This window comes from Pseudomonas sp. CLCA07 (genome assembly GCF_053615335.1).
The window spans coordinates 3297113-3322689 of the sequence record NZ_CM132131.1 but is presented as its reverse complement, the minus strand read 5'-3'; the positions used below and the strand labels follow the sequence as shown (position 1 = coordinate 3322689).

16 protein-coding genes, 3 tRNA genes and 3 rRNA genes are annotated in these 25577 nt (G+C 57.2%); 4 read left to right on the top strand and 18 right to left on the bottom strand.

Features of this window, described 5'->3' with window-relative positions:
* Nucleotides 1–41: 41 nt before the first annotated feature.
* Nucleotides 42–1961, bottom strand: a complete 1920-nt coding sequence (gene dibA, locus ACWGZX_RS15320; RefSeq protein ID WP_452628901.1) for a phosphodiesterase DibA — start codon at nucleotides 1959–1961, stop codon at nucleotides 42–44.
* Nucleotides 1962–2108: 147 nt separating this feature from the next.
* On the opposite strand from dibA, the gene desA reads away from it, so the two are divergent.
* A complete protein-coding gene (gene desA, locus ACWGZX_RS15315; RefSeq protein WP_452628900.1) occupies nucleotides 2109–3293 on the top strand; it encodes a delta-9 fatty acid desaturase DesA in 1185 nt (394 codons plus the stop codon).
* A 149-nt stretch (nucleotides 3294–3442) separates the two neighbouring features.
* The gene (locus ACWGZX_RS15310; RefSeq protein WP_452628899.1) at nucleotides 3443–4432 is read left to right on the top strand and encodes a GGDEF domain-containing protein; all 990 of its coding nucleotides are present in this window, start codon (nucleotides 3443–3445) and stop codon (nucleotides 4430–4432) included.
* Between the two features lie 44 nt (nucleotides 4433–4476).
* On the opposite strand, the gene ACWGZX_RS15305 is transcribed toward ACWGZX_RS15310, so the two are convergent.
* The 3 genes from ACWGZX_RS15305 to gabD form a co-directional block, all read right to left on the bottom strand.
* Entirely contained in the window at nucleotides 4477–5697 is a 1221-nt protein-coding gene (locus tag ACWGZX_RS15305; RefSeq protein ID WP_452628898.1) for an HDOD domain-containing protein, read from the bottom strand.
* 136 nt (nucleotides 5698–5833) lie between these two features.
* The gene (gabT, locus tag ACWGZX_RS15300; RefSeq protein ID WP_223514494.1) at nucleotides 5834–7111 is read right to left on the bottom strand and encodes a 4-aminobutyrate--2-oxoglutarate transaminase; all 1278 of its coding nucleotides are present in this window, start codon (nucleotides 7109–7111) and stop codon (nucleotides 5834–5836) included.
* A gap of 199 nt (nucleotides 7112–7310) precedes the next feature.
* Complete coding sequence (gene gabD, locus ACWGZX_RS15295; RefSeq protein ID WP_452628897.1) at nucleotides 7311–8753, bottom strand: NADP-dependent succinate-semialdehyde dehydrogenase; 1443 nt, start codon at nucleotides 8751–8753, stop codon at nucleotides 7311–7313.
* Between the two features lie 348 nt (nucleotides 8754–9101).
* On the opposite strand from gabD, the gene ACWGZX_RS15290 reads away from it, so the two are divergent.
* Nucleotides 9102–9178, top strand: a tRNA-Arg gene (locus ACWGZX_RS15290).
* Nucleotides 9179–9600: 422 nt separating this feature from the next.
* On the opposite strand, the gene rrf is transcribed toward ACWGZX_RS15290, so the two are convergent.
* The 7 genes from rrf to ACWGZX_RS15255 all read right to left on the bottom strand — a co-directional run bounded on the left by rrf (nucleotide 9601) and on the right by ACWGZX_RS15255 (nucleotide 16164).
* A 5S ribosomal RNA gene (rrf, locus tag ACWGZX_RS15285) occupies nucleotides 9601–9716 on the bottom strand.
* A gap of 152 nt (nucleotides 9717–9868) precedes the next feature.
* A 23S ribosomal RNA gene (locus ACWGZX_RS15280) occupies nucleotides 9869–12759 on the bottom strand.
* Nucleotides 12760–12994: 235 nt separating this feature from the next.
* Nucleotides 12995–13069: transfer RNA gene (locus ACWGZX_RS15275), tRNA-Ala, on the bottom strand.
* A gap of 30 nt (nucleotides 13070–13099) precedes the next feature.
* A tRNA-Ile gene (locus tag ACWGZX_RS15270) sits at nucleotides 13100–13176 on the bottom strand.
* Between the two features lie 162 nt (nucleotides 13177–13338).
* Nucleotides 13339–14874, bottom strand: a 16S ribosomal RNA gene (locus ACWGZX_RS15265).
* Together the 16S, 23S and 5S rRNA genes with 2 tRNA genes alongside form the textbook arrangement of a ribosomal RNA operon.
* Before the next feature lie 469 nt (nucleotides 14875–15343).
* Nucleotides 15344–15592 (bottom strand): hypothetical protein, encoded by a 249-nt coding sequence (locus ACWGZX_RS15260; RefSeq protein ID WP_452628896.1) that lies wholly within the window; start codon nucleotides 15590–15592, stop codon nucleotides 15344–15346.
* Nucleotides 15593–15603: 11 nt separating this feature from the next.
* Nucleotides 15604–16164: a YbhB/YbcL family Raf kinase inhibitor-like protein gene (locus ACWGZX_RS15255; protein WP_452628895.1), complete on the bottom strand. Its 561-nt coding sequence runs from the start codon at nucleotides 16162–16164 to the stop codon at nucleotides 15604–15606.
* A 139-nt stretch (nucleotides 16165–16303) separates the two neighbouring features.
* On the opposite strand from ACWGZX_RS15255, the gene ACWGZX_RS15250 reads away from it, so the two are divergent.
* Nucleotides 16304–17833 carry an FAD-dependent oxidoreductase gene (locus tag ACWGZX_RS15250; RefSeq protein ID WP_452628894.1) on the top strand — a complete coding sequence of 510 codons (1530 nt, stop codon included), beginning with the start codon at nucleotides 16304–16306 and terminating at the stop codon, nucleotides 17831–17833.
* Between the two features lie 68 nt (nucleotides 17834–17901).
* Here ACWGZX_RS15250 and ACWGZX_RS15245 read toward each other — a convergent pair whose 3' ends face one another.
* From ACWGZX_RS15245 to ACWGZX_RS15215, 7 genes are all read right to left on the bottom strand, one after another.
* The gene (locus tag ACWGZX_RS15245) at nucleotides 17902–19410 is read right to left on the bottom strand and encodes a YdgA family protein (RefSeq protein WP_452628893.1); all 1509 of its coding nucleotides are present in this window, start codon (nucleotides 19408–19410) and stop codon (nucleotides 17902–17904) included.
* Nucleotides 19411–19676: 266 nt separating this feature from the next.
* Entirely contained in the window at nucleotides 19677–20312 is a 636-nt protein-coding gene (locus tag ACWGZX_RS15240) for an NADH:ubiquinone oxidoreductase subunit N (protein WP_452628892.1), read from the bottom strand.
* A gap of 84 nt (nucleotides 20313–20396) precedes the next feature.
* Nucleotides 20397–21845 carry an efflux transporter outer membrane subunit gene (locus ACWGZX_RS15235; protein WP_452628891.1) on the bottom strand — a complete coding sequence of 483 codons (1449 nt, stop codon included), beginning with the start codon at nucleotides 21843–21845 and terminating at the stop codon, nucleotides 20397–20399.
* Entirely contained in the window at nucleotides 21842–22729 is an 888-nt protein-coding gene (locus tag ACWGZX_RS15230) for an efflux RND transporter periplasmic adaptor subunit (protein WP_452628890.1), read from the bottom strand. Before ACWGZX_RS15230 ends, ACWGZX_RS15235 begins: the two co-directional genes overlap by 4 nt.
* Nucleotides 22726–22935, bottom strand: coding sequence for a DUF1656 domain-containing protein (locus ACWGZX_RS15225; RefSeq protein WP_452628889.1), 210 nt, complete (start codon nucleotides 22933–22935; stop codon nucleotides 22726–22728). The genes ACWGZX_RS15230 and ACWGZX_RS15225 overlap by 4 nt, the downstream gene beginning before the upstream one ends.
* Entirely contained in the window at nucleotides 22932–25004 is a 2073-nt protein-coding gene (locus tag ACWGZX_RS15220) for an FUSC family protein (protein WP_452628888.1), read from the bottom strand. Before ACWGZX_RS15220 ends, ACWGZX_RS15225 begins: the two co-directional genes overlap by 4 nt.
* The gene (locus ACWGZX_RS15215) at nucleotides 25001–25429 is read right to left on the bottom strand and encodes a MarR family winged helix-turn-helix transcriptional regulator (RefSeq protein ID WP_223520508.1); all 429 of its coding nucleotides are present in this window, start codon (nucleotides 25427–25429) and stop codon (nucleotides 25001–25003) included. Before ACWGZX_RS15215 ends, ACWGZX_RS15220 begins: the two co-directional genes overlap by 4 nt.
* Nucleotides 25430–25577 lie beyond the last annotated feature (148 nt).

Here is a 25577-nt window from a genome sequence, read left to right as displayed (position 1 = left end):
ACTAGAAAGTATTGTTTGATGGGGCGCGGGTTTAAGGCGGATCAGCGAATAACGGGCGCGTAAATCCAATCCAATTGCTCAGCCGGCACCGGCCGCCCAAACCAGTAGCCTTGCCCCAGATCGCAGTCATGCTCCAGCAGAAAACCAGCCTGCTCGACCTGCTCGACCCCCTCGGCATGCACCTGCATCCCCATGCTCTGCGCCAAGGCAATGATCACCCGCACAATGGCTGCATCATCCTCATCCCGTGGCAAGCCTGCGACAAACCCCTGGTCAATCTTGAGTTTTTGCACCGGCAAACGCTTGAGCCGCAGCAGCGACGAATATCCTGTGCCGAAATCATCGATGGCAAGCCGCACGCCCAACTCGCGCAAGCGATGCATCTGCTCCAGCGCCACTTCCGGATCATCCATCACCGCGCTTTCAGTGACTTCAAGCTCCAGATACGCCGGATCAAGCCCCGTCGCATCAAGCACACGAGCCACCTGCTGATACAGCTCGCTCCGGGCAAACAGTCGCGATGAAATATTCACCGCAACAAACGACAGCACCACACCAGCGGCTTGCCACTGGCACATTTGCTCGCAGGCCTGCTGCATGACCCAGGCATCGATCTCGGCAATCAACCCCGTACGCTCGGCTATGGGGATGAATGCTGCTGGCGACACCAGCCCGCGCTGCGGATGCGCCCAACGCACCAACGCTTCCACGCCCACCAGGCGACTGGTTTTGAGGTCATGCACGGGTTGGTAATGGACGCGCAACTCCTGCTGCTCCAGGGCGCGGCGCAATTGGAAAGCAATTTCTACCCGCTGCTGGGCATGGGCAGTTAATTCTTCGGTGTAGAGCGCGTAGCCATCCCGGCCTGCACTCTTGGCCTTGGACAAGGCCGAACCCGCGTTGCGCAACATTTGCTCGGCACTCAAGGCATCACTGGGAAACTGGCTGATGCCGACACTGGTGTTAATAAACAGTCGATTCCCATCGATATAAAACGGCTCCCGAAGGCCATCGATGATCCGTTGCGCCAGCGCCGCAGCCTGCGCAACTTGCGGACAACTTTCGGCAAGCACCGCAAACTCGTCACCACCCAGACGCGCCAACGTAACGCCTGGGCCAAACATGGCTTTCAAGTGCTTGGCCACGGCCTTGAGCAGCTGATCACCGACGGTGTGCCCGAGGCTGTCGTTGATCATCTTGAAGTGATCCAGGTCGATCATCAGCAACGCACAACCCCGTTTGTGGATTTGCGCCGACGCCAGCGCCTGTTCGACACGGTCAGTGAACAACAGCCGATTAGGCAAATCGGTCAGCGGATCGTGATGAGAAAGGTGTTTGAGCTCGTGTTCGGAGTTTTTGATCGCACTGATATCGGAAAACACCGCCACGTATTGGCTTCGCCGGCCCCTATCGTCATGAATGATGCGTATGGTTTGCCATTGCGGGTAGATTTCGCCGCTTTTGCGACGATTCCAGATTTCCCCGCTCCACTCGCCGGTGCTGTTGAGCGTCGCAAACATCGCCTGGTAGAACGCTGGTGGGTGGTGGCCGGATTTGAACAGACTGGGTTGCTGGCCCAGCACTTCATCTCGCCGATAACCGGTGATCGCCATGAAGGCCCGGTTCACATGGACAATCAGCCCGTTGCTATCGGTGACCAACACGCCCTCATGGGTGCAATCGAACACCGCGGCCGCCTGACGCAAATGCTCGCGGTCGACCTGGCGCTCGCGCAGTTTGGCACCGACCCCCAGGCACTGGAATAGCCGGGCCCGGGCAATGAAGATCAAACCGGCGCTGAGTACCACCCAGGCATAACCGTTGATCAGTTGCCATCGCAATAGCTCGGCAGAGCTATCGAAGAAACTGTTCAATAAATAGCCGCTCAACGCCATCCAGGCGACTGAAAACAACAAATAAAGCAGCGCTGCACGCAAGGCATCGCGATAGGTGGCAGACATTTGGCCGTCCATGTCCCTACAGAAGGGTCGGAATAATAGGTCAAGGACACATCCAGCCACTCTTATCTGAAAGGGCGACTGGTTTTATCCGTGGGCTTAGTGATAATGCAACGGCTATTTTTTTCTTTATCGAGGGCCCTACAGCCTATGTGGTACGAAGGTTTACTCGGCTTGTCGCCCTGGTCACTGGTAGCAGTCACCCTACTGATGACCCATGTCACGATCATTGGCGTCACGGTCTATTTGCATCGTTACTCAGCCCACCGCTCGCTTGAGCTCAATGCCGGCCTGAAACATTTCTTCCGCTTCTGGCTGTGGCTGACCACGGCACAGAACACCCGCGAGTGGACCGCTATCCACCGCAAGCATCACGCCAAGTGCGAAACCGTCGATGACCCGCACAGCCCGGTCATCAAGGGGCTTTCCACCGTTCTGCGCAAAGGCGCCGAGCTGTACCGCGCGGAAGCGGAAAACCCGGAAACCCTGCGGATCTACGGCAAGAACTGCCCCGAAGACTGGATCGAACGTAACCTCTACAGCCGATTCCCGCTGTTGGGTATCGCGATCATGGGCATCATCGACTTGCTGCTGTTCGGCACCATCGGCATCACCATCTGGGCTATCCAGATGATGTGGATCCCGGTGTGGGCCGCTGGCGTGGTCAATGGCCTTGGCCATGCTGTCGGCTACCGCAACTTCGAATGTCGCGATGCCGCAACCAATCTGGTGCCCTGGGGCATCCTGATCGGCGGTGAAGAACTGCATAACAACCATCACACCTACCCTAACTCGGCAAAATTGTCGGTGAAGAAGTGGGAGTTCGACCTCGGTTGGGCCTGGATCCAGGTCTTCAGTTTCTTCCGTCTGGCGAAGGTCCAGCGCGTTGCACCGATTGCCCACCGGGTTGAAGGCAAAGGCAACCTGGACATGGACACCGCCATGGCGATCCTCAACAACCGCTTTCAGATCATGGCGCAGTACCGCAAATTGGTGATCGCGCCGCTGGTCAAGCAAGAGTTGGAAAAGGTCGATCACTCGGTCCGCCATCAATTCCACCGCGCCAAGCGCCTGCTCTCGCGGGAAACCAGCCTGCTGGACGAAAAACACCACGTTCGCATCCAGGCTATGCTCGAGCACAGTCAGGCGCTGAAGGTAATTTACGAGAAACGCCTGGCCTTGCAGCAGATCTGGGTCAAGACCAGCTCAAATGGTCACGACATGCTCGCCGCCATCAAGGACTGGGTACACGAAGCTGAAGCCAGCGGGATTCAATCCCTGCGCGACTTCGCCGACCAGTTGAAAACCTACTCCCTGCGCCCTTCCGCTGTCTGATGCCGTTGATCGGTGCGCCCCGCTAGCGGGCGCACCCTTCGGAACTTAGCTCCGAATCCCCTATCTCAAAGACACTTCGCCAGCCCGGCGGGCTTCGTTTTAGCCGCTTTCGAACCTCGAGCGGCACACGCCCTTTGAGATTTGTCCCGATGGTCTCCAAACACCTGCATGACTCATCCCTTCCTCAGTTACCTGACACCGCTCAAACCTTGATGGCGCTGATGCATGCTCAAAGCGAAGTGGCGCGCCTGAGTGAGCGTGAACAGCTGTTCAGCTCGTTGCTGGTGAGCGTCAACGCGGTGCTTTGGGCATTCAATTGGGAAACCCGTCAGGTGCTCTACGTCAGCCCGGCCTATGAGCGGATTTTCGGCCGTTCCACCGGCAGTTTGCTGTCCGACTACAACGAATGGCGCGACAGCATTTACCCCGACGACCTGGACTATGCCGAACGCAGCCTGGCCGAAGTACTGGTCAAAGGCGCGGTTGAAGACCGTGAATACCGCATCATCAATGCCGATGGGCAGGTGCGTTGGCTCAGCGACAAATGCTTCATCAACCGTCAGGCCGAGCCCGGTCAACCGGTGATCATTGTCGGAATTGCCGAAGACATCACCGAAAAGAAGCGCACGGAAGCCGAGCTGCAACGCTTGGCCACCACCGACGTGCTGACTCAAAGCAGCAATCGCCGGCACTTCTTCGAATGCGCACAACGCGAGTTTGCCCAGGCGCGCAAGCAAGGTGCGCCACTGGCGTTCCTGTTGCTGGACATCGATGATTTCAAAGTGATTAACGACACGTACGGCCACCCGCAAGGTGACACGGTGCTGCAACAGATCGCAGAGAGCGGTCGCAGCGCATTACGTCGTGGGGATGTGTTCGGCCGGATCGGCGGTGAAGAGTTCGCGGCGGTATTTCCCGGCTGCGCGCCCGAGATGGCCATGCAAGTGGCCGAGCGCCTGCAACGGCAGATTCAGCAATTGAGCTTCAGCCATGATGAGCAGACCTTCGGTATCACCGTCAGCCAGGGTTTAACCAGCCTCACTGACGAAGACGAAAGCCTCGACAGCCTGTTCGCACGCGCGGATGCGGCGATGTATAAAGCCAAGCGGCAGGGTAAGAACCGCATCATCTCCGCTTAATGGCCCACTGTGGGAGCAAGCCCGCTCCTACAGGGGGATTGGTGTTATGCCAACTTTTTTCGCAATCGCATGAGTTCCGGCAAGCCGATCTTGAGCAACCGTGCCGCCCGGCTTTTCGCCAACACTTCAACGCCCTCGTGCGCGGTCAGACGCGCCAATTGAGCCGCCATGTTCATCACCAACGCTTCGCGGGAGTAAACCCCGCCACCGAGCTGATAGACCGCTGCAATCAGCTCTCGCAGCTCCAGCGGCAGACGCCAACGAGTGCGCAACGCCGAACCGTAGCCTGCACCGAACGCTGCGAGCGCATCACCCACCTCTTCCCACTCATCCAGCTCACCTCCGGCTTGCTTCCACTCTTGCAAACACCGCAGCAATGCCAGGTCGCCAAGACGATGCAGCATGCCCGCGCAGTAACAGCGCTCTTGTTCAAGATCCAGCAAGCGCGCCAGCGTGCGGGCGTACTCGGCGGTGTGCAGCGACAGCTCCCAATAACGCTCGGCATAGTCCGCCAGTAGCGGATCGTCGAGCCGGGCACTGCGCTTGAGCGCCAATCCCAGAATCAGGTTCATGCTTTGCCCGGAGCCCAAACGATGCAAGGCCTGCGACAGGGTTTGCACGGGGTCGCCAATGTGATGCCCCGCGCTATTCGCGGCGGCGATCAGCACAGCGGTAATCTGCGGATCGGTGCGAACTTCGTCTTCCAGTCGCTTCAGATCGAGACCGTTGGGATTGAGGCTGCGTTGGACCGCTACCTGCACGTCAGTCATCAACGGCGCGCCGTCCGTCAGTTCTCGACGACGCTCCAGATACACCGACAACGTCATGCCCGGCGCCAACGTTGGCACCTCACAGGACACCTCTTCCCCCGCGTTCAGCAACAAGCCCTGCAGACGCCGGGTCAGGTTTTCCATGTTCAGGGGTTTGGTCAGGTACGCCGTGGGCGCCATAGGCAAAGCCTCGCGCACGCTGGCACTGTCATTACGACTGCTCATCAGAATGAAGGGTAACGGCGGATTGCGTTTGCGTTGGCGCACATTGCGCAAAACATTCAGGCCATCGACGCAAGGCAACTCCCAGTCAACGATCACCAGGTCGTAAGGAGTTTCAGCCAGCTTATCCATTGCCTGCTGGCCATCGGTGCACAGGTCCAGTCGCGCGTCGCAACGCACATTCAATAACACTTGCTTGAGCAAGTCTCGAGACCACGGGTCGGCCTCGGCAATCAACACTCTCGGTGCAACGGGTAAATCAACGACAGTCATGCAACACGCTCCCTCGCAATGCTTGAACCTTAACCAACACTGGCGAATCGAGACAGAACAATTGGCCTCAATGTGTTTCATGAGGCGTAAAAAAACCCGCCGAAGCGGGTTTTTTGTCGATCAGCTCACAAATCAATCAGAGCTCGGAGAAGCACTCTTCGATGATCGCCAAGCCTTTGTCCAGTTGCTCGTCCGGCGAAGTCAGCGGTACCAGGACGCGCAGAACGTTGCCGTAGGTGCCACAGGACAGCAGGATCAGGCCCTTGTCGCGAGCCTTGGCCACAACCGACGCTACCGCAGCAGCGTTTGGCTTGTGGCTGTCGCCGTTTTCGAACAGCTCGACAGCGATCATCGCGCCCAAGGCACGGACTTCGCCAATCACTGGGTACTTGGCCTGGATAGCCTTGAGGCCTGTGACCAGACGCTCACCGACGGCCTTGCAGCGGTCCAGCAGATGCTCTTCTTCGAACACTTCCATCACGGCCAGGGCCGCGGCGCAAGCAATCGGGCTACCAGCGTAAGTGCCGCCCAGGCCGCCTGGAGCGATGGCGTCCATGTATTCAGCCTTGCCGCACACACCGGCCAGCGGGAAGCCGCCAGCGATGGATTTGGCGAACGTGGTCAGGTCGGCAGCAACGCCCATCTGTTCCATGGCAAAGAAAGTGCCAGTACGGCCAGCGCCGGTTTGTACTTCGTCAGCGATCAACAGGATGCCGTGCTGGTCGCACAGTGCACGCAGGCGCTTCATGAATTCTTTAGGCGCGACGTAGAAACCACCTTCGCCCTGAACCGGCTCGATGATGATGGCAGCGATATCACGCGGCTCGGCGTCGTTCTTGAAGATGCGTTCGATGCTGGCGATCGAGTCATCGACGCTCACACCGTGCAGCTCGTTCGGGTACAACGCGCGGAACACACCGCCTGGCATCAGGCCCATGCCGGCCGAGTAAGGCACGACTTTACCGGTCAGGCCCAGGGTCATCATGGTGCGACCGTGGTAAGCGCCAGTGAACGCGATTACGCCGGCGCGGCCAGTGGCGGCACGGGCGATCTTGATCGAGTTTTCCACAGCTTCGGAACCAGTGGTCACCAGCAGGGTTTTCTTCTCGAAATCACCTGGCACCTTGGCGTTGATTTTTTCGCACACTTCTACGTACGGTTCGTAAGCCAGTACCTGGAAGCAGGTGTGAGTCAGCTTGTTCAGTTGCTCGGTCACCGCGGCGATGATTTTCGGGTGCACGTGACCGGTGTTCAGCACAGCGATACCGCCGGCGAAGTCGATGAACTCGCGACCTTCAACGTCGGTCACGGTGGCGTTCTTCGCGGACTCGGCGAAGATCGGGTGAATCTGGCCAACACCGCGTGGTACAGCGGCTTCGCGGCGTTTCATCAGGGATGCGTTAGTCTTGCTCATAAAGTCCTCATTCACCGCTCATCGGGCGGCGTGGTTCAAGGAAAATGCGGCGGGGAGGCAACTACGGCAGCATGCGATGATCGACTGCCACAGCTTTCCCAACCACAGAGAAAATTCCGTTTGAAGCTTCGCAAGGGGACAGCGCTCTCGTGCCCTTTGCGTTTGAAGCAATGCCTTGCCCGGCTCTTGTCTTGCGAGCTTAGATGCCCAGGCAGAGGTATTTGATTTCCAGGTAATCTTCGATGCCGTACTTGGAGCCTTCACGGCCCAGGCCCGAGGCCTTGATGCCGCCGAACGGCGCGACTTCGTTGGAGATCAACCCGGTGTTGACGCCGACCATGCCGTATTCCAGCGCTTCAGCCACACGGAACACACGACCCAGGTCGCGAGCATAGAAGTACGAGGCCAGACCGAACTCGGTGTCGTTGGACATCGCGATCACTTCGGCTTCGTCTTTGAAGCGGAACAGCGGCGCCAATGGACCGAAGGTTTCTTCCTTGGCCACGGCAGCGTTCTTCGGCACGTTGGTCAGAATGGTCGGCTCGAAGAAGTTGCCTTCCATGACCTTGCCACCCGCCAGAACGGTTGCGCCTTTGCTGATCGCGTCAGCAATGTGCTCTTGAACCTTGGCCACGGCTTTTTCGTCGATCAGCGGGCCAGTGGTGGTGCCTTCTTCCAGACCGTTGCCGATCTTGAGCTTGGCCACAGCCACTTTCAGCTTCTCGGCAAACGCGTCGTAGACCGAATCCTGAATGTACAGACGGTTGGCGCAGACGCAGGTCTGACCGTTGTTGCGGTATTTGGAAATGATCGCGCCTTCGACGGCCTTATCCAGGTCTGCGTCGTCGAACACGATAAACGGTGCGTTGCCGCCCAGTTCCAGGGACACTTTCTTGATGTCCTTGGCACATTCAGCCATCAGCTGACGACCGATTTCGGTCGAACCAGTGAAGGACAGCTTACGTACGATCGGGTTGCTGGTCAGTTCGCTGCCGATGTCGCCGGCGCTTCCGGAAACAACGCTGAACACACCTTTCGGGATGCCAGCACGTTGAGCCAGTTCAGCCAGCGCGAATGCCGAGAACGGAGTTTGCGAAGCGGGCTTGAGTACCATGGTGCAACCGGCAGCCAGCGCCGGGCCGGCTTTACGGGTGATCATCGCGGCCGGGAAGTTCCACGGGGTGATGGCAGCAGTAACGCCGATTGGCTGCTTGATCACGATCAGGCGCTTGTCTGGCTGGTGGCCTGGAATCACGTCGCCGTAGATGCGCTTGGCTTCTTCGGCGAACCATTCGATGAAGGATGCGGCGTAAACGATTTCACCCTTGGCTTCGGCCAATGGCTTGCCCTGCTCGAGGGTCATCAGGCGAGCCAGGTCGTCCTGGTTTTCGATAATCAACTCGAACCAGCGACGCAGCTTGTTCGCACGGTCCTTGGCGGTCAGTGCACGCCAGGCCGGCAGCGCTTTGTCAGCGGCTTCGATCGCACGACGGGTTTCGGCAGCGCCCATTTTCGGCACAGTGCCCAGAATTTCGCCCGTAGCCGGATTGTTCACTTTGATCGTCTGACCATTGTCAGCGTCGACCCACGCGCCATCGATAAAGGCTTGCTGGCGGAACAACTGGGTGTCTTTAAGCTGCATGTCGGCTTTCCTTAACAGCACCGCGGCAGGCGCGGAGCAAATTATGATTGTAGAAAGGCGCCCTATAGGCTGCCGTCAGGGAAATCATTCACCGGGCTGAAGCACATAAATAGCGCACTGATTGATATCGTGCGGTTCAGCACCCAGACAAGAGCGTTTGAAATCTCAAACGAATCCTAGGATCAAAGGGGGTAAAGGACAATAGGCTGTTCGAAAAAAAGAACGAAAACGCCGCATTTGCCTAATTTTTCTGATCAACGTAGCAATCGCACGTTACGCTTTCAAAAAAGTCAGCCGATTCAGCAGCATGGACGACTGCTGCACATATGAGTATCATGGCGCCCGCTTGCACCAGTAGCTCAGCTGGATAGAGTACTGCCCTCCGAAGGCAGGGGTCGTGGGTTCGAATCCCGCCTGGTGCACCATACGTTGCAAACGAAAAAGCCTCAGACCTTAGGGTCTGGGGCTTTTTTGTGGGTAATGGTGAACAAATTCCGGGCAATGCCTTTCCTCGGCTGGGGCCAAGCATCGCACGAGGGCGAACCATGCTTGAAGGCATACGACTACGTCAGGGGCGTTGGCGAAAGCTGGCGCCATTCTCCGTATCACGAGCCCTGATTCGAGCCTCTAGGGCCTGCTACGCGGCTTGTAAGCCATGGCTGGGACCTTGATGATGGTGTGCTCGCTGACTCAGGTAGTTTTTTGCTGATCAATTCCGACGCTCTATAAGACCGCGCTCCTCAAGCAGGAGGCCCTCCCAACTGAGTCAGACCACTACGATACGAACTTTCCTGCGGACAAAACAAAACCCCTACCTGCATACGCAGATAGGGGTTTCGGAATTTAATCTTGACGATGACCTACTCTCACATGGGGAAACCCCACACTACCATCGGCGATGCATCGTTTCACTGCTGAGTTCGGGATGGGATCAGGTGGTTCCAATGCTCTATGGTCGTCAAGAAATTCGGTAGCCAGGTCGTTTACCTTTCGGTTCACGCTCCAGCGAATGGGTATGTAATAGATTTGTGTGTTTCGTTTCGAACTTTCGGTTCTTTCGTCTTCACACACCGCAATCTGGCCTCTTTCGAGTTCGCAAATTGCTTGGGTGTTATATGGTCAAGCCTCACGGGCAATTAGTATTGGTTAGCTCAACGCCTCACAGCGCTTACACACCCAACCTATCAACGTCGTAGTCTTCGACGGCCCTTCAGGGGACTCAAGGTCCCAGTGAGATCTCATCTTGAGGCTAGTTTCCCGCTTAGATGCTTTCAGCGGTTATCTATTCCGAACATAGCTACCCGGCAATGCCACTGGCGTGACAACCGGAACACCAGAGGTTCGTCCACTCCGGTCCTCTCGTACTAGGAGCAGCCCCTCTCAAATCTCAAACGTCCACGGCAGATAGGGACCGAACTGTCTCACGACGTTCTAAACCCAGCTCGCGTACCACTTTAAATGGCGAACAGCCATACCCTTGGGACCGGCTTCAGCCCCAGGATGTGATGAGCCGACATCGAGGTGCCAAACACCGCCGTCGATATGAACTCTTGGGCGGTATCAGCCTGTTATCCCCGGAGTACCTTTTATCCGTTGAGCGATGGCCCTTCCATACAGAACCACCGGATCACTAAGACCTACTTTCGTACCTGCTCGACGTGTCTGTCTCGCAGTCAAGCGCGCTTTTGCCTTTATACTCTACGACCGATTTCCGACCGGTCTGAGCGCACCTTCGTACTCCTCCGTTACTCTTTAGGAGGAGACCGCCCCAGTCAAACTACCCACCATACACTGTCCTCGATCCGGATAACGGACCTGAGTTAGAACCTCAAAGTTGCCAGGGTGGTATTTCAAGGTTGGCTCCACGCGAACTGGCGTCCACGCTTCAAAGCCTCCCACCTATCCTACACAAGCAAATTCAAAGTCCAGTGCAAAGCTATAGTAAAGGTTCACGGGGTCTTTCCGTCTAGCCGCGGATACACTGCATCTTCACAGCGATTTCAATTTCACTGAGTCTCGGGTGGAGACAGCGCCGCCATCGTTACGCCATTCGTGCAGGTCGGAACTTACCCGACAAGGAATTTCGCTACCTTAGGACCGTTATAGTTACGGCCGCCGTTTACCGGGGCTTCGATCAAGAGCTTCGCGTTAGCTAACCCCATCAATTAACCTTCCGGCACCGGGCAGGCGTCACACCCTATACGTCCACTTTCGTGTTTGCAGAGTGCTGTGTTTTTAATAAACAGTCGCAGCGGCCTGGTATCTTCGACCGGCATGGGCTTACGCAGTAAATGCTTCACCCTCACCGGCGCACCTTCTCCCGAAGTTACGGTGCCATTTTGCCTAGTTCCTTCACCCGAGTTCTCTCAAGCGCCTTGGTATTCTCTACCCAACCACCTGTGTCGGTTTGGGGTACGGTTCCTGGTTACCTGAAGCTTAGAAGCTTTTCTTGGAAGCATGGCATCAACCACTTCGTCACCCAAAGGGTAACTCGTCATCAGCTCTCGGCCTTAGAATCCCGGATTTACCTAAGATTCCAGCCTACCACCTTAAACTTGGACAACCAACGCCAAGCTGGCCTAGCCTTCTCCGTCCCTCCATCGCAATAACCAGAAGTACAGGAATATTAACCTGTTTTCCATCGACTACGCTTTTCAGCCTCGCCTTAGGGACCGACTAACCCTGCGTCGATTAACGTTGCGCAGGAAACCTTGGTCTTTCGGCGTGGGTGTTTTTCACACCCATTGTCGTTACTCATGTCAGCATTCGCACTTCTGATACCTCCAGCAAGCTTCTCAACTCACCTTCACAGGCTTACAGAACGCTCCTCTACCGCATCACCTAAGTGATACCCGTAGCTTCGGTGTATGGTTTGAGCCCCGTTACATCTTCCGCGCAGGCCGACTCGACTAGTGAGCTATTACGCTTTCTTTAAAGGGTGGCTGCTTCTAAGCCAACCTCCTAGCTGTCTAAGCCTTCCCACATCGTTTCCCACTTAACCATAACTTTGGGACCTTAGCTGACGGTCTGGGTTGTTTCCCTTTTCACGACGGACGTTAGCACCCGCCGTGTGTCTCCCATGCTCGGCACTTGTAGGTATTCGGAGTTTGCATCGGTTTGGTAAGTCGGGATGACCCCCTAGCCGAAACAGTGCTCTACCCCTACAGTGATACATGAGGCGCTACCTAAATAGCTTTCGAGGAGAACCAGCTATCTCCGAGCTTGATTAGCCTTTCACTCCGATCCACAGGTCATCCGCTAACTTTTCAACGGTAGTCGGTTCGGTCCTCCAGTTAGTGTTACCCAACCTTCAACCTGCCCATGGATAGATCGCCCGGTTTCGGGTCTATTCCCAGCGACTAGACGCCCTATTAAGACTCGCTTTCGCTACGCCTCCCCTATTCGGTTAAGCTCGCCACTGAAAATAAGTCGCTGACCCATTATACAAAAGGTACGCAGTCACCCAACAAAGTGGGCTCCCACTGCTTGTACGCATACGGTTTCAGGATCTATTTCACTCCCCTCTCCGGGGTTCTTTTCGCCTTTCCCTCACGGTACTAGTTCACTATCGGTCAGTCAGTAGTATTTAGCCTTGGAGGATGGTCCCCCCATATTCAGACAAAGTTTCTCGTGCTCCGTCCTACTCGATTTCATGACCAAGAGATTTTCGCGTACAGGGCTATCACCCACTATGGCCGCACTTTCCAGAGCGTTCCGCTAATCTCAAAGCCACTTAAGGGCTGGTCCCCGTTCGCTCGCCACTACTAAGGGAATCTCGGTTGATTTCTTTTCCTCAGGGTACTTAGATGTTTCAGTTCCCCTGGTTCGCCTCTTAAGCCTATGTATTCAGCTTAAGATAACCATCTTATGATGGCTGGGTTCCCCCATTCAGACATCTCCGGATCAAAGTCTGTTTGCCGACTCCCCGAAGCTTTTCGCAGGCTACCACGTCTTTCATCGCCTCTGACTGCCAAGGCATCCACCGTATGCGCTTCTTCACTTGACCATATAACCCCAAGCAATCTGGTTATACTGTGAAGACGACATTCGCCGAAAATTCGCAATTTAACTCACAAATTTTACCTTAGCCTGAGCCGTTACCAGTGAAAGTAACGTTCAGTCTATCTTTCTATCACATACCCAAATTTTTAAAGAACGAACTAGTCAAAGACTAGAAATCAACATTCACCATCATCCGATGGAATGCTCATTTCTAAGCTTTATACCGACAGAAGCAGTAGTGGTGGAGCCAAACGGGATCGAACCGTTGACCTCCTGCGTGCAAGGCAGGCGCTCTCCAGCTGAGCTATGGCCCCGTATTTCTACAGGCGTTTCCCACACAAAATTGGTGGGTCTGGGCAGATTCGAACTGCCGACCTCACCCTTATCAGGGGTGCGCTCTAACCAACTGAGCTACAGACCCAATTTCGAGCTACTAAGGCCGACCTCACCCTGCTCTTGACCACAAAGCATGGGGTGCGCTCTAACCAACTCAGCTACAAACCGATACAGGCTGCTTCTTTCGTCTTCTTCAATGAATCAAGCAATTCGTGTGGGAACTTATGGAGCAGCTGATGTCGTCGATTAAGGAGGTGATCCAGCCGCAGGTTCCCCTACGGCTACCTTGTTACGACTTCACCCCAGTCATGAATCACACCGTGGTAACCGTCCTCCCGAAGGTTAGACTAGCTACTTCTGGTGCAACCCACTCCCATGGTGTGACGGGCGGTGTGTACAAGGCCCGGGAACGTATTCACCGCGACATTCTGATTCGCGATTACTAGCGATTCCGACTTCACGCAGTCGAGTTGCAGACTGCGATCCGGACTACGATCGGTTTTATGGGATTAGCTCCACCTCGCGGCTTGGCAACCCTCTGTACCGACCATTGTAGCACGTGTGTAGCCCAGGCCGTAAGGGCCATGATGACTTGACGTCATCCCCACCTTCCTCCGGTTTGTCACCGGCAGTCTCCTTAGAGTGCCCACCATTACGTGCTGGTAACTAAGGACAAGGGTTGCGCTCGTTACGGGACTTAACCCAACATCTCACGACACGAGCTGACGACAGCCATGCAGCACCTGTCTCAATGTTCCCGAAGGCACCAATCCATCTCTGGAAAGTTCATTGGATGTCAAGGCCTGGTAAGGTTCTTCGCGTTGCTTCGAATTAAACCACATGCTCCACCGCTTGTGCGGGCCCCCGTCAATTCATTTGAGTTTTAACCTTGCGGCCGTACTCCCCAGGCGGTCAACTTAATGCGTTAGCTGCGCCACTAAGAGCTCAAGGCTCCCAACGGCTAGTTGACATCGTTTACGGCGTGGACTACCAGGGTATCTAATCCTGTTTGCTCCCCACGCTTTCGCACCTCAGTGTCAGTATCAGTCCAGGTGGTCGCCTTCGCCACTGGTGTTCCTTCCTATATCTACGCATTTCACCGCTACACAGGAAATTCCACCACCCTCTACCATACTCTAGCTTGTCAGTTTTGAATGCAGTTCCCAGGTTGAGCCCGGGGATTTCACATCCAACTTAACAAACCACCTACGCGCGCTTTACGCCCAGTAATTCCGATTAACGCTTGCACCCTCTGTATTACCGCGGCTGCTGGCACAGAGTTAGCCGGTGCTTATTCTGTCGGTAACGTCAAGACCGCAACGTATTAGGTTACTGCCCTTCCTCCCAACTTAAAGTGCTTTACAATCCGAAGACCTTCTTCACACACGCGGCATGGCTGGATCAGGCTTTCGCCCATTGTCCAATATTCCCCACTGCTGCCTCCCGTAGGAGTCTGGACCGTGTCTCAGTTCCAGTGTGACTGATCATCCTCTCAGACCAGTTACGGATCGTCGCCTTGGTGAGCCATTACCTCACCAACTAGCTAATCCGACCTAGGCTCATCTGATAGCGCAAGGCCCGAAGGTCCCCTGCTTTCTCCCGTAGGACGTATGCGGTATTAGCGCCCGTTTCCGAGCGTTATCCCCACTACCAGGCAGATTCCTAGGCATTACTCACCCGTCCGCCGCTCTCAAGAGGTGCAAGCACCTCTCTACCGCTCGACTTGCATGTGTTAGGCCTGCCGCCAGCGTTCAATCTGAGCCATGATCAAACTCTTCAGTTCAAACATCTTTGGGTTTTTAAGAAACCCTAAACTTGGCTCAGCAATCGTTGGTTACATCTTTGATTTCTCGCGGAGTAACTTGTGATGCTGATAATCTTGTTGACTATCAGTCTGACTCCACAAGCACCCACACGAATTGCTTGATTCAGTTGTTAAAGAGCGGTTGGTTAAGATCTTTCGTCTCAACCGAGGCGCGCATTCTACAGCAGCCTCTGTTGCTGTCAAGCGGTTATTTTCAGAAGTTTTCAAAGTTTCCTTTGTAACTTCAACCACTTGCGCTTTCGATCTCTCGTTAGCGGGAGGCGAATTCTACAGCGATCCAATATTTCGTCAAGCATCTTTTTGAACTTTCTTACCGTTTCTAAATGCTTGTACTGCAGAGCCCTTTCAGCCCCCTTTAGCGAGGCGCTGCATCACTTGAAACCGCAACTCTTCACATCGGTATTAATTGGGTAAACCAGCAGCGATCCTACTCGGTCGTCCAGTCAAGATCGTCGTCCCACTCCTCATCTTCCTCGAAGTCGTCCTCATCAACCTCCTCTGCTTCCGGCTGGTTAAGGAGAAAATCCTTACGACTCTCAGTAATTGCCCGCCTTAGCTCCTCCCCTTTCACGGGGCAGTTGAGCATTTGGGCGATGCGATCGATTTTTTTCGCCACGGCTTCCTCCAACGCATCGGCTATGGCCCGATAGTGCGCGCTTTCGGGCGTTGATGCCAAATGGCTGAATGTCAGCGGTGATACCGGCGAACCACACTGCTGTTTTTCAGTACATGCCCTTTGATTTTTTCCAGCAGTTGCGCGCGCGTCAGACCGGCAGGCAAGGCGTCCGGCGCGATGTCCAGCGCGTACAGCTGAATAATGTAGTGATGCGCACTGTCGCCGACTGGCGGGCAAGGCCCCACATAACCGGTGGTGCCTTTGCCGTTTGTGCCACCGACACCTTCAAGGGCTGATTTTGCTCCTACACCGGCCGGGATCTGGTGAGTGCCGGCTTTGATGCCGTAATGCACCCAATGATCGGCACCCTGCCCATTCTGCCCGTCAGGGTCATGCATGACGATGGCATAACTCAACGTACCCGCCGGCCCGGCGTTCCAATTCAGCGCAGGTGACGCGTTGTGCCCGCCACAACCCGGAGCATCGCTGGCGGCGGCCGAGGTAAACAGCCGGTCATCCGAGACACCCGGGATATTTAAGGTGAAACGTTCCTGGGCCTGTGCCGGAAACTGCACGCACAGGGCGACTGCAACGGCCGCAAACCAAGGGTTAAGAGAGGTCAATCGGGTCATTGCGGAGCACCTTGTGCGTGTAGGGCCGTCGTCGGATTGCGAACTATAACGGTACCGTTGGTGAGGTGGCACGGGGAATTGGCTGAACCTCGCGTAACGCGCCAAACTCTTAAGTGAAACGTCTGCCTGGAGAGCCATCATGGCACTGCACCGCGTCGCCCCTTTCGCCGATGTGCCCGAAAACAGAGGCCTTGAAGCCCGGATCGCGGACACCAACATTGTTTTGCTGCGAGTGGGCGATCAACTACGCGCCTATCAAGGCGAATGCCCGCATGCCGGGGCACCGCTGGCGGAAGGTGCAGTGTGCCACGGACGCTTGATTTGTCCGTGGCACAAAGCTGCGTTTCGGGTCGAAGACGGAGCATTATGCGAGCCGCCGGCTATGGACAATCTCAAGCGCTATCCGCTGGAAGTCCGCGATGGCGACATCTGGGTCGACGACCAACCGTATTCCGATGCTCACACCCCGCCGGCTGACGATGAACGGACGTTTGTCATCGTCGGGGCCGGGGCCGCCGGTACAGCGTGTGCGGCAGCGCTGCGAGAAAAAGGCTTCGGCGGCCAAGTTTTGCTGATCGACCGCGAAGCCGACACCGGCTACGACCGCACCGTACTGAGCAAATTTGTCATCGCAGGAGAGATGCCGCCGGAAGAAATCCCGCCCCTGCGTGATGACGAGTTTTATCGCGAGCAGCGTATTGAGCGCATCACTGGCGAAGTTGCCAGCCTGGATTCGTCGAACAAAACCCTGCGGCTGACCAATGGTCGATCGCTAAACTATGACGCCGCGCTGCTTGCCACCGGCGGCCAGCCCAATCCACTCACACTGCCTGGCGCCGATTTGCCGCAAGTGTTCGTGTTGCGCTCCAAAGAGCAGGCGCTGCGAATTCTGCAGGCGGCAAAGCCTGGTCAGCGAGCGGTGATCATCGGTGACAGCTTTATTGCCATGGAGTCCGCTTCAGCCCTGCGTGAATACGGGTTGGACGTTACAGTCCTGGCCCGTCATGCCATTCCCTTCGCCGCACAATTCGGCGAAACCGTAGGCAAGGCGATTCGCGCCCTCCATGAGGCCAATGGCGTGGCATTTCACACCGATGGCGAAGCCTCCTATATAGAAGGAGCGAACAACGTCGAGGCAGTGCACCTGGACAATGGTCAACGCTTGCCAGCGGATCTGGTGCTGGCCGGCATTGGCGTCAGCCCTGCAACCGATGCGTTTGCCGATCTGCCCAAGGAAAAAGACCTGTCGCTGAAGGTCGATGGGGGAATGCGCGTCACCGAAGGGTTGTGGGCGGTCGGTGATATCGCGACCTTCCCGCTCAACGGCCAGCCTCAGCGTATCGAGCATTGGCGCCTGGCCCAGCAACAGGCGCGGATCGCCGCGGCGAATATGCTTGGTGCTGACGAGCATTACCTCAACGTGCCGTATTTCTGGACCTGGCACTTTGGCAAAAACTACGATTACCTCGGCCACGCCGAAGCCTGGGACGAGGTCGAGTTCAAGGGTGATCCTTACCATCCGCCCTTTATAGGCCTGTTCGGCAAAAACGGCGTGGTAGCCGCAGCGGTCGCCTGCGATCAAGAACGGGCCATGGCGCTGCTCGCCGAACGCATGAAACAGCCGTTGTCAGTGGACGAGGCGTGGCGACTGATTCGGGACATTGGTTAACACTCGACAGCAAAACGCCCGGCTTCTGCTTTATAGCTGAGACCGGGCGTTATTTTGAATCCCGGGTTTTATTCCTGGATTTCGGCACCGCCACCGAGTTTGCTCATCACGAAGCCGACAAACTCTTCAACGGTCATTTTCTGGCCATTGAATTCCACCTGATTATTGGCGTAGTGCAATTTGCTGACGATGCTGTTTCCGTCCAGTTTGGCGAATTGCGAGCCGACCGCCATGCTGCTGAACATGTCGGCAGTCGCGGCGGCCTGATCGGCGATGATCTTGGCATCAGTTTGACCGTCAAGTTGGCTTTGCACGGTCAGCAAGTCGACGAGCATTGGCTTGGACACTTGCACATTGATATCCAGCAGCGCAATCAACTGTAAGGTCAGTTGATCGGGTGGCAGGTCCATGGTCTGCGGTTTGGTCAGGTCGAGCACCAGGTTCGCGCGGCTTTCACCATTGGCGGTGTTGAACGACAGGTTTTCCAAAGCCACCTGCGGACCGGCCGCCAGCAGTTTTTCGAGACCGGTTTTGACTTGCGCCTCTTCGGCCGGGGTCAAGACCAGTTCTGGTGTCGGCTCACCGGCCACAGCAGCCTCGGCGGCGGCTCTCTCATAAGGCTGCAGTTTGGTCTGGTAGATCTGCATCAGCGACATGGTCGCCGGGATGTCGAGGTTTTTCAGGCTCACGGCCATTTGCGCAGCGCCGACAGCTTTGCCATTCATCGACACTTCACCCACCTTGTAATCGGCACGCCCAGAAGCGCTGGTGCCCGATTCCTGGGTCAGGTTCTTCATTTCAAATTTCTTGAGGCCCAGTACCGATTGCTTGGCACCAAAGGTGGTTTTGCTGTCCGTCAGCTCGAGGGTGTTCTCGCCGGTGTAGTAGCCGTAGGTACTTTTTACCAGGTTGCTGGCCAGGGTCAGGCCATTGAGCTCAACTTTCAACGGGGTTTGGTCTTCAGCCACGGTGCTCAGCGTCAGGCTGTTCATGTAGCCGTTGGCCTTGACCTTCTGGGCCTGGGCGCTGGCGGCGACATCGAGGTTCAAACCAGAGAATTTCAGGGTGGACTTCTCATCCAGCACGACGTCCAGCGGTTGCAATTCGAGGGTGCCGCTGGTGGAGTTGTCGTAACCAATATTGACCACACCGGTGATCGGGGATTTGTCTTTGGCAGAGGCAAACCACTTCTCGGTGAGCGAGGTGCGTTCCAGTTCGTAGTGACTGGTGGCCATGACCGGCAACCACTTGAAAGATACCAGGCGCGAGAACGGCAGCGGGCCGTGTTCGATGTGGTCGGCAAACAGCAATTCAACCGGGGTTTCACCAAACATCTCGCCTTCGCCTTTGAGGCGGTAGTGCGCGGTGCTGCTGAACACATGACGCTCAAGCGACACCAGTTCCAGCGACGCCTTACCATTGGAACCGACCAGCGCGGCGTTCAGCTCTTTGTTGGCGTCGGCGATGGCGGTGTTCAACACGCCTTCGATTTTGGTCCCGGTGTACCAGGCACCGCCCGCGCTGATTGCACCAATGGCTACGACGATTCCAAGAAGCACGCCTGCTGATTTATTCATGAATGACCCAGTCAATGTCCGTTGTTTGAAGGTGTCGTCGTCTTCCCTGAACCCGTGACGGGTTGCGGCTCGACTCCGCTAAAAGTGAGGTGGAGATTAGCATCAGGCGCAGCGGGCGGCCCAATGATTAAAGGTTAAAGAGTGTCTATGGACGGCGCATGGGAGTTGAAGTCTTTGGCGGACACTAAATCGCCATCGTCGGAACGCCGCCCGGAGCCGGCTCCGGGCGGCGTTCCGACGAAGGCGTCAGTCCAGCCGGCATCAATTCAAGAATATTGGACTTCCATCTCATCCAGCTGATGATCAAAGCTCTTGAGCCTCGCAGTCCACGTATACACCAGCACCTCAAAGTCCCGATTGATCACCGCCCCGCCCGCCACCTCCGAGCGTGGATCACAGACGTCCAGTTGATAGCGTTCCCGTGCCATCTTGGTGGCGACATCTGAGAGTTCGCGGGCGTTGTTGAGCCAGTGCCAGCCCTCCTCGGCTACCTGCTTGTCCAGGGCCAGGCATTGTTTCTTCAGGGTCTCGAGGCTTTTTTCCAGCGGTGTGCCGGTGAGCTCGCCCATGACTTCCTGAAACGTGCGCCCCGGCTGCCAGTAGCTGCCCCAGAAATATTGGTCAAACACCGTTTCGACACGACGCAACGCCACCTTGGTGTCCCAGATCAGCACCAGGGTCTTGCCTTGTTCGAGTTGTCTTTTTTTGATGCGCAGACCCTGGACTGAAGCCCAGGCCACCACCACGATTGCCATTGCTGCAATCAGCGCACTGGCGCTGTCGAGAAACACCAGTGCCTTGTCGATCTGGTGGGCCAGCATGATGCCGTAGAAGTAGGTGGCCGACAGCAAAACCAATGCCGCAATAGCGCACCAAAAGCCAGGAGCATAAGGGTTTTTCATTCTTTTTAATCCCCATGACCAACGCGAGCTTTGATTTGATGAAGTCGAAGTGTGACTTCATCAAATCAAAGCATAGCAACGGCCTCAGGGTTTGCTGGTGTTCGTGGCTTGCGTTCGTCCGCTTTCCCAGCCGCCGCCCAGTGCGAGGAACAAATCGATCTGGCTGGCGGCAACCTGGGTGTTGGCAGCGGCCAGTTGCGCCGTGACATCCGTGTAGGTGCGGGTAGCTTGCAGGTCCGCGAGGAACGATTCGCGGCCGGCCTGGAAGAAACGGTGCGTCTGGTCCGCTGCCAGTCTTGCCGATTGCTCGGCGTCTGCCAGGGCGTCACGACGTTGCAACAAAGCGGTGTACTGGGCCAGGCTGGTCTGGGTTTCGCGAATGGCGTTGAGCACCACCCCATCGAAATGCGCCAGCGTCGCCTGGGTCACCGCTTCGGCTTCGCGGATGCGTGCCCGGGCGCCGTTGGTCGGCACGTTCCAGGTCAGCGACGGACCGAAGCCCCAACGGTTGGTGGACGGGTCGCCGAGATCGTCGAGGATACCGACGGTACCGATGGTCGCTCCGATGCTGATGTTCGGGTATAGCTCACCCGTGGCGACGCCAATCCCGGCCGTCGCAGTCGCCAGCCGGCGCTCGGCCTGCCGCACATCGGGACGACGCTTGAGCAACGCGGCGCCATCGCCCACCGGAATCAATTGCGCGATTTTCGGCAGCTCGTCGCAGGTGGCGGTGCCAGCCGGCAGTTGATCCACTGGCTTGGCCAGCAACATCGACAGGCGATACAGCCCGGCCTGACGCGAGGCCTCATAGCGCGGCATGTCGGCGCGCAGGGACTTGAACTGGGTTTGCGAACGGGTGACCTGGGTTTCGTCGCCACGGCCGGCATCGCGCAGGCGCTGGATCAGCGTGGTGCTCTGGGCCTGCAGGTCGAGGGAGTGCTGGGCAATCTCCCGCTCCTCATTGGCCGCGCACACCTGGGTGTAGGCCCGGACCACGTCGGCCACCACGGTGATGCGAGCCGTATCGGCAGCTGCCTGCGTCGCATCGGCGTTGGCCTTGGCCGCTTCGATGCCGCGCTGCAACGTGCCGAACAGATCGAACTGGTACGACGCGCTTATGCCGATATCACCAATGTTGGCCACCGGCACTTTTTCCGGAATCAGGAACGCCTGGCCGGACTCCTGCAATCGCTGGGCGCCCATCTTCACGCCGCCGCTCCAGCCACCCGCCGCTTCTGCCTCATCGACCTGAGCGCGGGACCGCGACAGACTGGCCGCCGCAACGCGCAAATCGGTATTGGACGCCATGGCCTGTTGCACCAATTGGTCGAGTCGCGGGTCCTTGTATAGACGCCACCAATCGGCTGGCACCGGTGCGGACACCACCGTTTTGCCGTCGACCGCCAGATCGCCCTGCAAGTCGGGTCGATGGACAGCCGCCTCTTCGGGCAAATGATAATCCGGCCCGACCATCTGACACGCAGACAACAGCAAGCCTAATCCGGCCACCACCAAACCCGAAGCTCTGCTCATTTCGCTGGCCCCTGCGCTTGATCGTCGATGATCGACACGGTCGCGGTGCGCCCGGCGATCATGCGGAAGTCCGCCGGAACATCGTCGAAGGCAATCCGCACCGGAATCCGCTGTGCCAATCGCACCCAACTAAACGCAGGGTTAACGTTGGGCAGCAGGTTGCTGCCGATGCTGCGGTCGCGGTCTTCGATGCCGGCAACGATACTTTCTACATGGCCGCGCAGCCGCGCGCGGTCGCCGATCACTCGAATGTCGACGCTCTGGCCGACATGAATGCCGTCCAGTTTGGTTTCTTCAAAATAGCCGTCGATGTGGAATGAATTGCTGTCCACTACCGACAACACCGGCCGCCCGGCCGTGACGAATTCCTGCACACGCGGTGCACGGTCGTTGATGTAGCCATCGACCGGGCTGCGGATGGTCGAGCGGTCGAGGTTCAATTGAGCACTGTCCACTTCCACTTGTGCTTCCATCAACGCCACCTCGGCGCGTGCCACCCGGGACTGGCTTTCTTCCAGTTGTTCGCCTGGCACCAGATTGCCGAGCCCACGATTACGCTTGGCTTCGCGTTGTGCCTGAGCCAGGGTTTCCTGACGGTCGGCGACCGCCGCCTTGGCCTGGCGCAGGGCCAGTTTGAAACGGTCCTGATCGATGCTGAACAGCACTTGGCCGCGTTTCACCAACTGGTTGTCACGCACGTCAACTTGCTGAATCAACCCGGAGACGTCAGGGGCGATTTGCACGATGTCGGCCCGAATATGCCCATCGCGGGTCCACGGCGCAAACATGTAGTACATCACCATGCGCCAGACCACGACGACGGCGAAGGTCACGATCAACAGGGTCAGCACCACGCGCCCCAGGGTCAAAAAAGGTTTTTTCATGTCATCAGGTATCGACTGAGTGAGTCCACGGCGCCGAGCAGCAAAGCGTAGAGAGCCACGTTGAACAATGCCCGGTGCCAGACCAGACGGTAAAAGTGCAGGCGCATCAGCAACCCGTGCACCAGCAGGTAAAACATATACGTAATGCCCATCAGTACCAGCAGCGTGGGCAGTAACACCCCGCTCAGATCCACATCACCGATCATAAAGGGGCTCCATCGATGCCATGGGGCAGCGGTTCTTCGAGTTCGCCCGAGCTGACGAATTCCACGCCGGGCAATAACGCCAGACGCAGGCCACTCAGGGCATGCAGCAGATTCAGACGTGCTTCCTCTTCGCATTCCGTATCCAGCGCACGGCGGGTGCGGTCGAGGGTCATCAGCAACGGGCTCGGTGCCGGCAGTCGCTCACCCGCTTTGAGGCAGTCCTTGAAATACTCACCGACTTCCGCCACCACTTGATGCAGCAACGCCTGCGGGACACCAACCACCCGCGGGGTGTAGGCCAGCAGGTCGAGCAGGTTCAGCGCCACACGCACTTCTCGCAACGCGATGCCGGTGTCCTGGCCGGTCATGGCCAGACGCGGCAAGTGCTGCATCAGGCGATCCAGTATCTGGATGCCCAATCGCCGGTGTTCAGCCAAAGTGGCCGGTTCGGTGAGGCCGACAATGTCGCGCCAACTGAAACGGGTCAGCCGCTTGGCCGCCAATTCCGCACCAAACGGTCGGGCGATCAGGGTCCAGACGAAGGCAAACAACAATCCGATGGGACCGGCCAGGTTGGAGTTGGCAAAGCTGAGGAAGTCCGCATCGTAGGCGCCCTGAATACTGATAAAGGACGAGGTGTTGACGAGGGTCAGCAGCATGCCCAGGTAAAACTGCGGCTTGACCGTCAGGGTGCCGATGCAGATGAACGGCACGGCAAACGCCAGCACCAGCATTGGGAAGTCGTGCAGGTTGGGCAAGACCAGAAACAGATACAGGCTGGCGAACAACACCGACATCGCGGTCCAGAAAAAGAACCGGTAAATCTGCGGCGCCGGGTCATCCATCGAGGCGAAAAAGCTGCACGCCACCGCGGCCAGAATCACCGCGGACCCTCCGTCCGTCCAGCCGAGCAGAATCCACAGCACTGAGGCGACGATGATGGCGCTGACCGTGGAAACCGCCGAGTAGAGCATCAATCCACGGTCGAGAAATGGCGACAGGCGACCGAGGCGCCAGTGGCGATACACCGCGCGCCAGCTGTCCTGGCTTTCGCACTGGATGGCGTATTGCAGGCTGCGGCAGTCTTGCCACAGATCGATCCACTCGCCGAGGCGATACAACGCGTTGGAAAACAGTAGCTGTTTGCGATCATTCAGGGCTTCGGCGGTAGGTTGCAAGGCTTCCAGCTGGTCTTTCAGTGCCTGCCAGCGAGCGAGGTCGGCGTCTTTGTGATTGAGCCATTCGGTGGTGGCCGCCAGCAACGGTGCAAACTTATCCACCAGCTCGGGCGTGCGCCGCTCAAGGGCATACAGCGCGTCATCAAGGGCGTCGATCACCGGCAACAGGTGAATCATCCGCCCACGCAGTTCTTTGGTATTTCGTACGGTTTGCCGGCGCGCACCCTCGTGCGGCAACTGACCGATCATCAATTCCAGAGTGTTGAAGGTCGCCACCATGGCGGAGCGCAGCGCGCTGACTTCATCCGGTTGCACCTGACGGCCGAGGAAACGCAGGCTGTAAGTCGAGGCATCGGTAAACCATTTGCTCACCGAATCGTTGAACACCGGCGCCAGCCGCCGAGGCCAGAACATGGCGCCGACCACGGCAGCCACGGCGATGCCGAGGAAGATTTCTTCAGTCCGCGCTTCTGCGACGTCCCATACCCCCAACGGGTTGTTCACCACCGGCAGGGCGATCAGCGGCAAGGTGTAACCGGCCAGCATCAAGGCGTAGTTGTTGGCGGTGCGCAGGTGCAAGGACAGGAACAGCAAAATCCCGGTCCACAGCGCGATGACCACCACCAATACGTAAGGACTCTGGACAAACATGGGCACAAACAGAACCGCTGCCGCCGCCCCGATAAAGGTGCCAATTGCACGATAGAGCGCCTTGGAACTGGTAGGACCGACAAAGGGACTGGAAACGATGTAGACCGTGGCCATCGCCCAATACGGACGTGGCATTTGCATGAGCAGGGCGATGTACAACGCGATCATCGAGGCAGCAAAGGTGCGCACACCGTAGAACCAGTCCCGCGCCGCGGGCATTCCGGTGAAAAAACCGTTCAAGGGTTGACCACCGACGGCGCGTTCGCCGCTTCAAAGGCTCTCAATACCCGTAGCGTTGCCTCCAGATCGCCTTGATCGATGCCTTCAAGCACCTCGTGACGCAATCGCACCAGCTCGATTTCGACCGCCTGCACCAGTTCGCGACCGGTTTCGGTCAGGCTCAGGCATTTGGCGCGCCGGTCATGGGCATCTTCGGTGCGGCAGACATAACCCGAATGACACAGCTGATCGAGTAAACGCACCAGGGACGGACTCTCCATCCCCGCTGCCTGCGCCACCGTCACCTGCCGCACGCCCTCGCCCAGGCGCCCGATCATCAACAACGGGACGGCGCAGGCTTCAGAGATTCCATAGTTGACCAGCGTGGTCTGGCAGATCTTGCGCCAATGCCTGGCGGCCACCACCATGGAGCTGCTGATGTTCATCTGGAGAGCGTCGAGGTTTTTCGGCACAGGGGAAAACACACACTGTTAGTTTGCTAACTATCAATATCGCATTTGGAGGGAAAGGTGGTCAAGTTTTGAAACAAATTGGCGCGATCAGGGCGACCGCGCACGTTCATAGGTTTGGAAT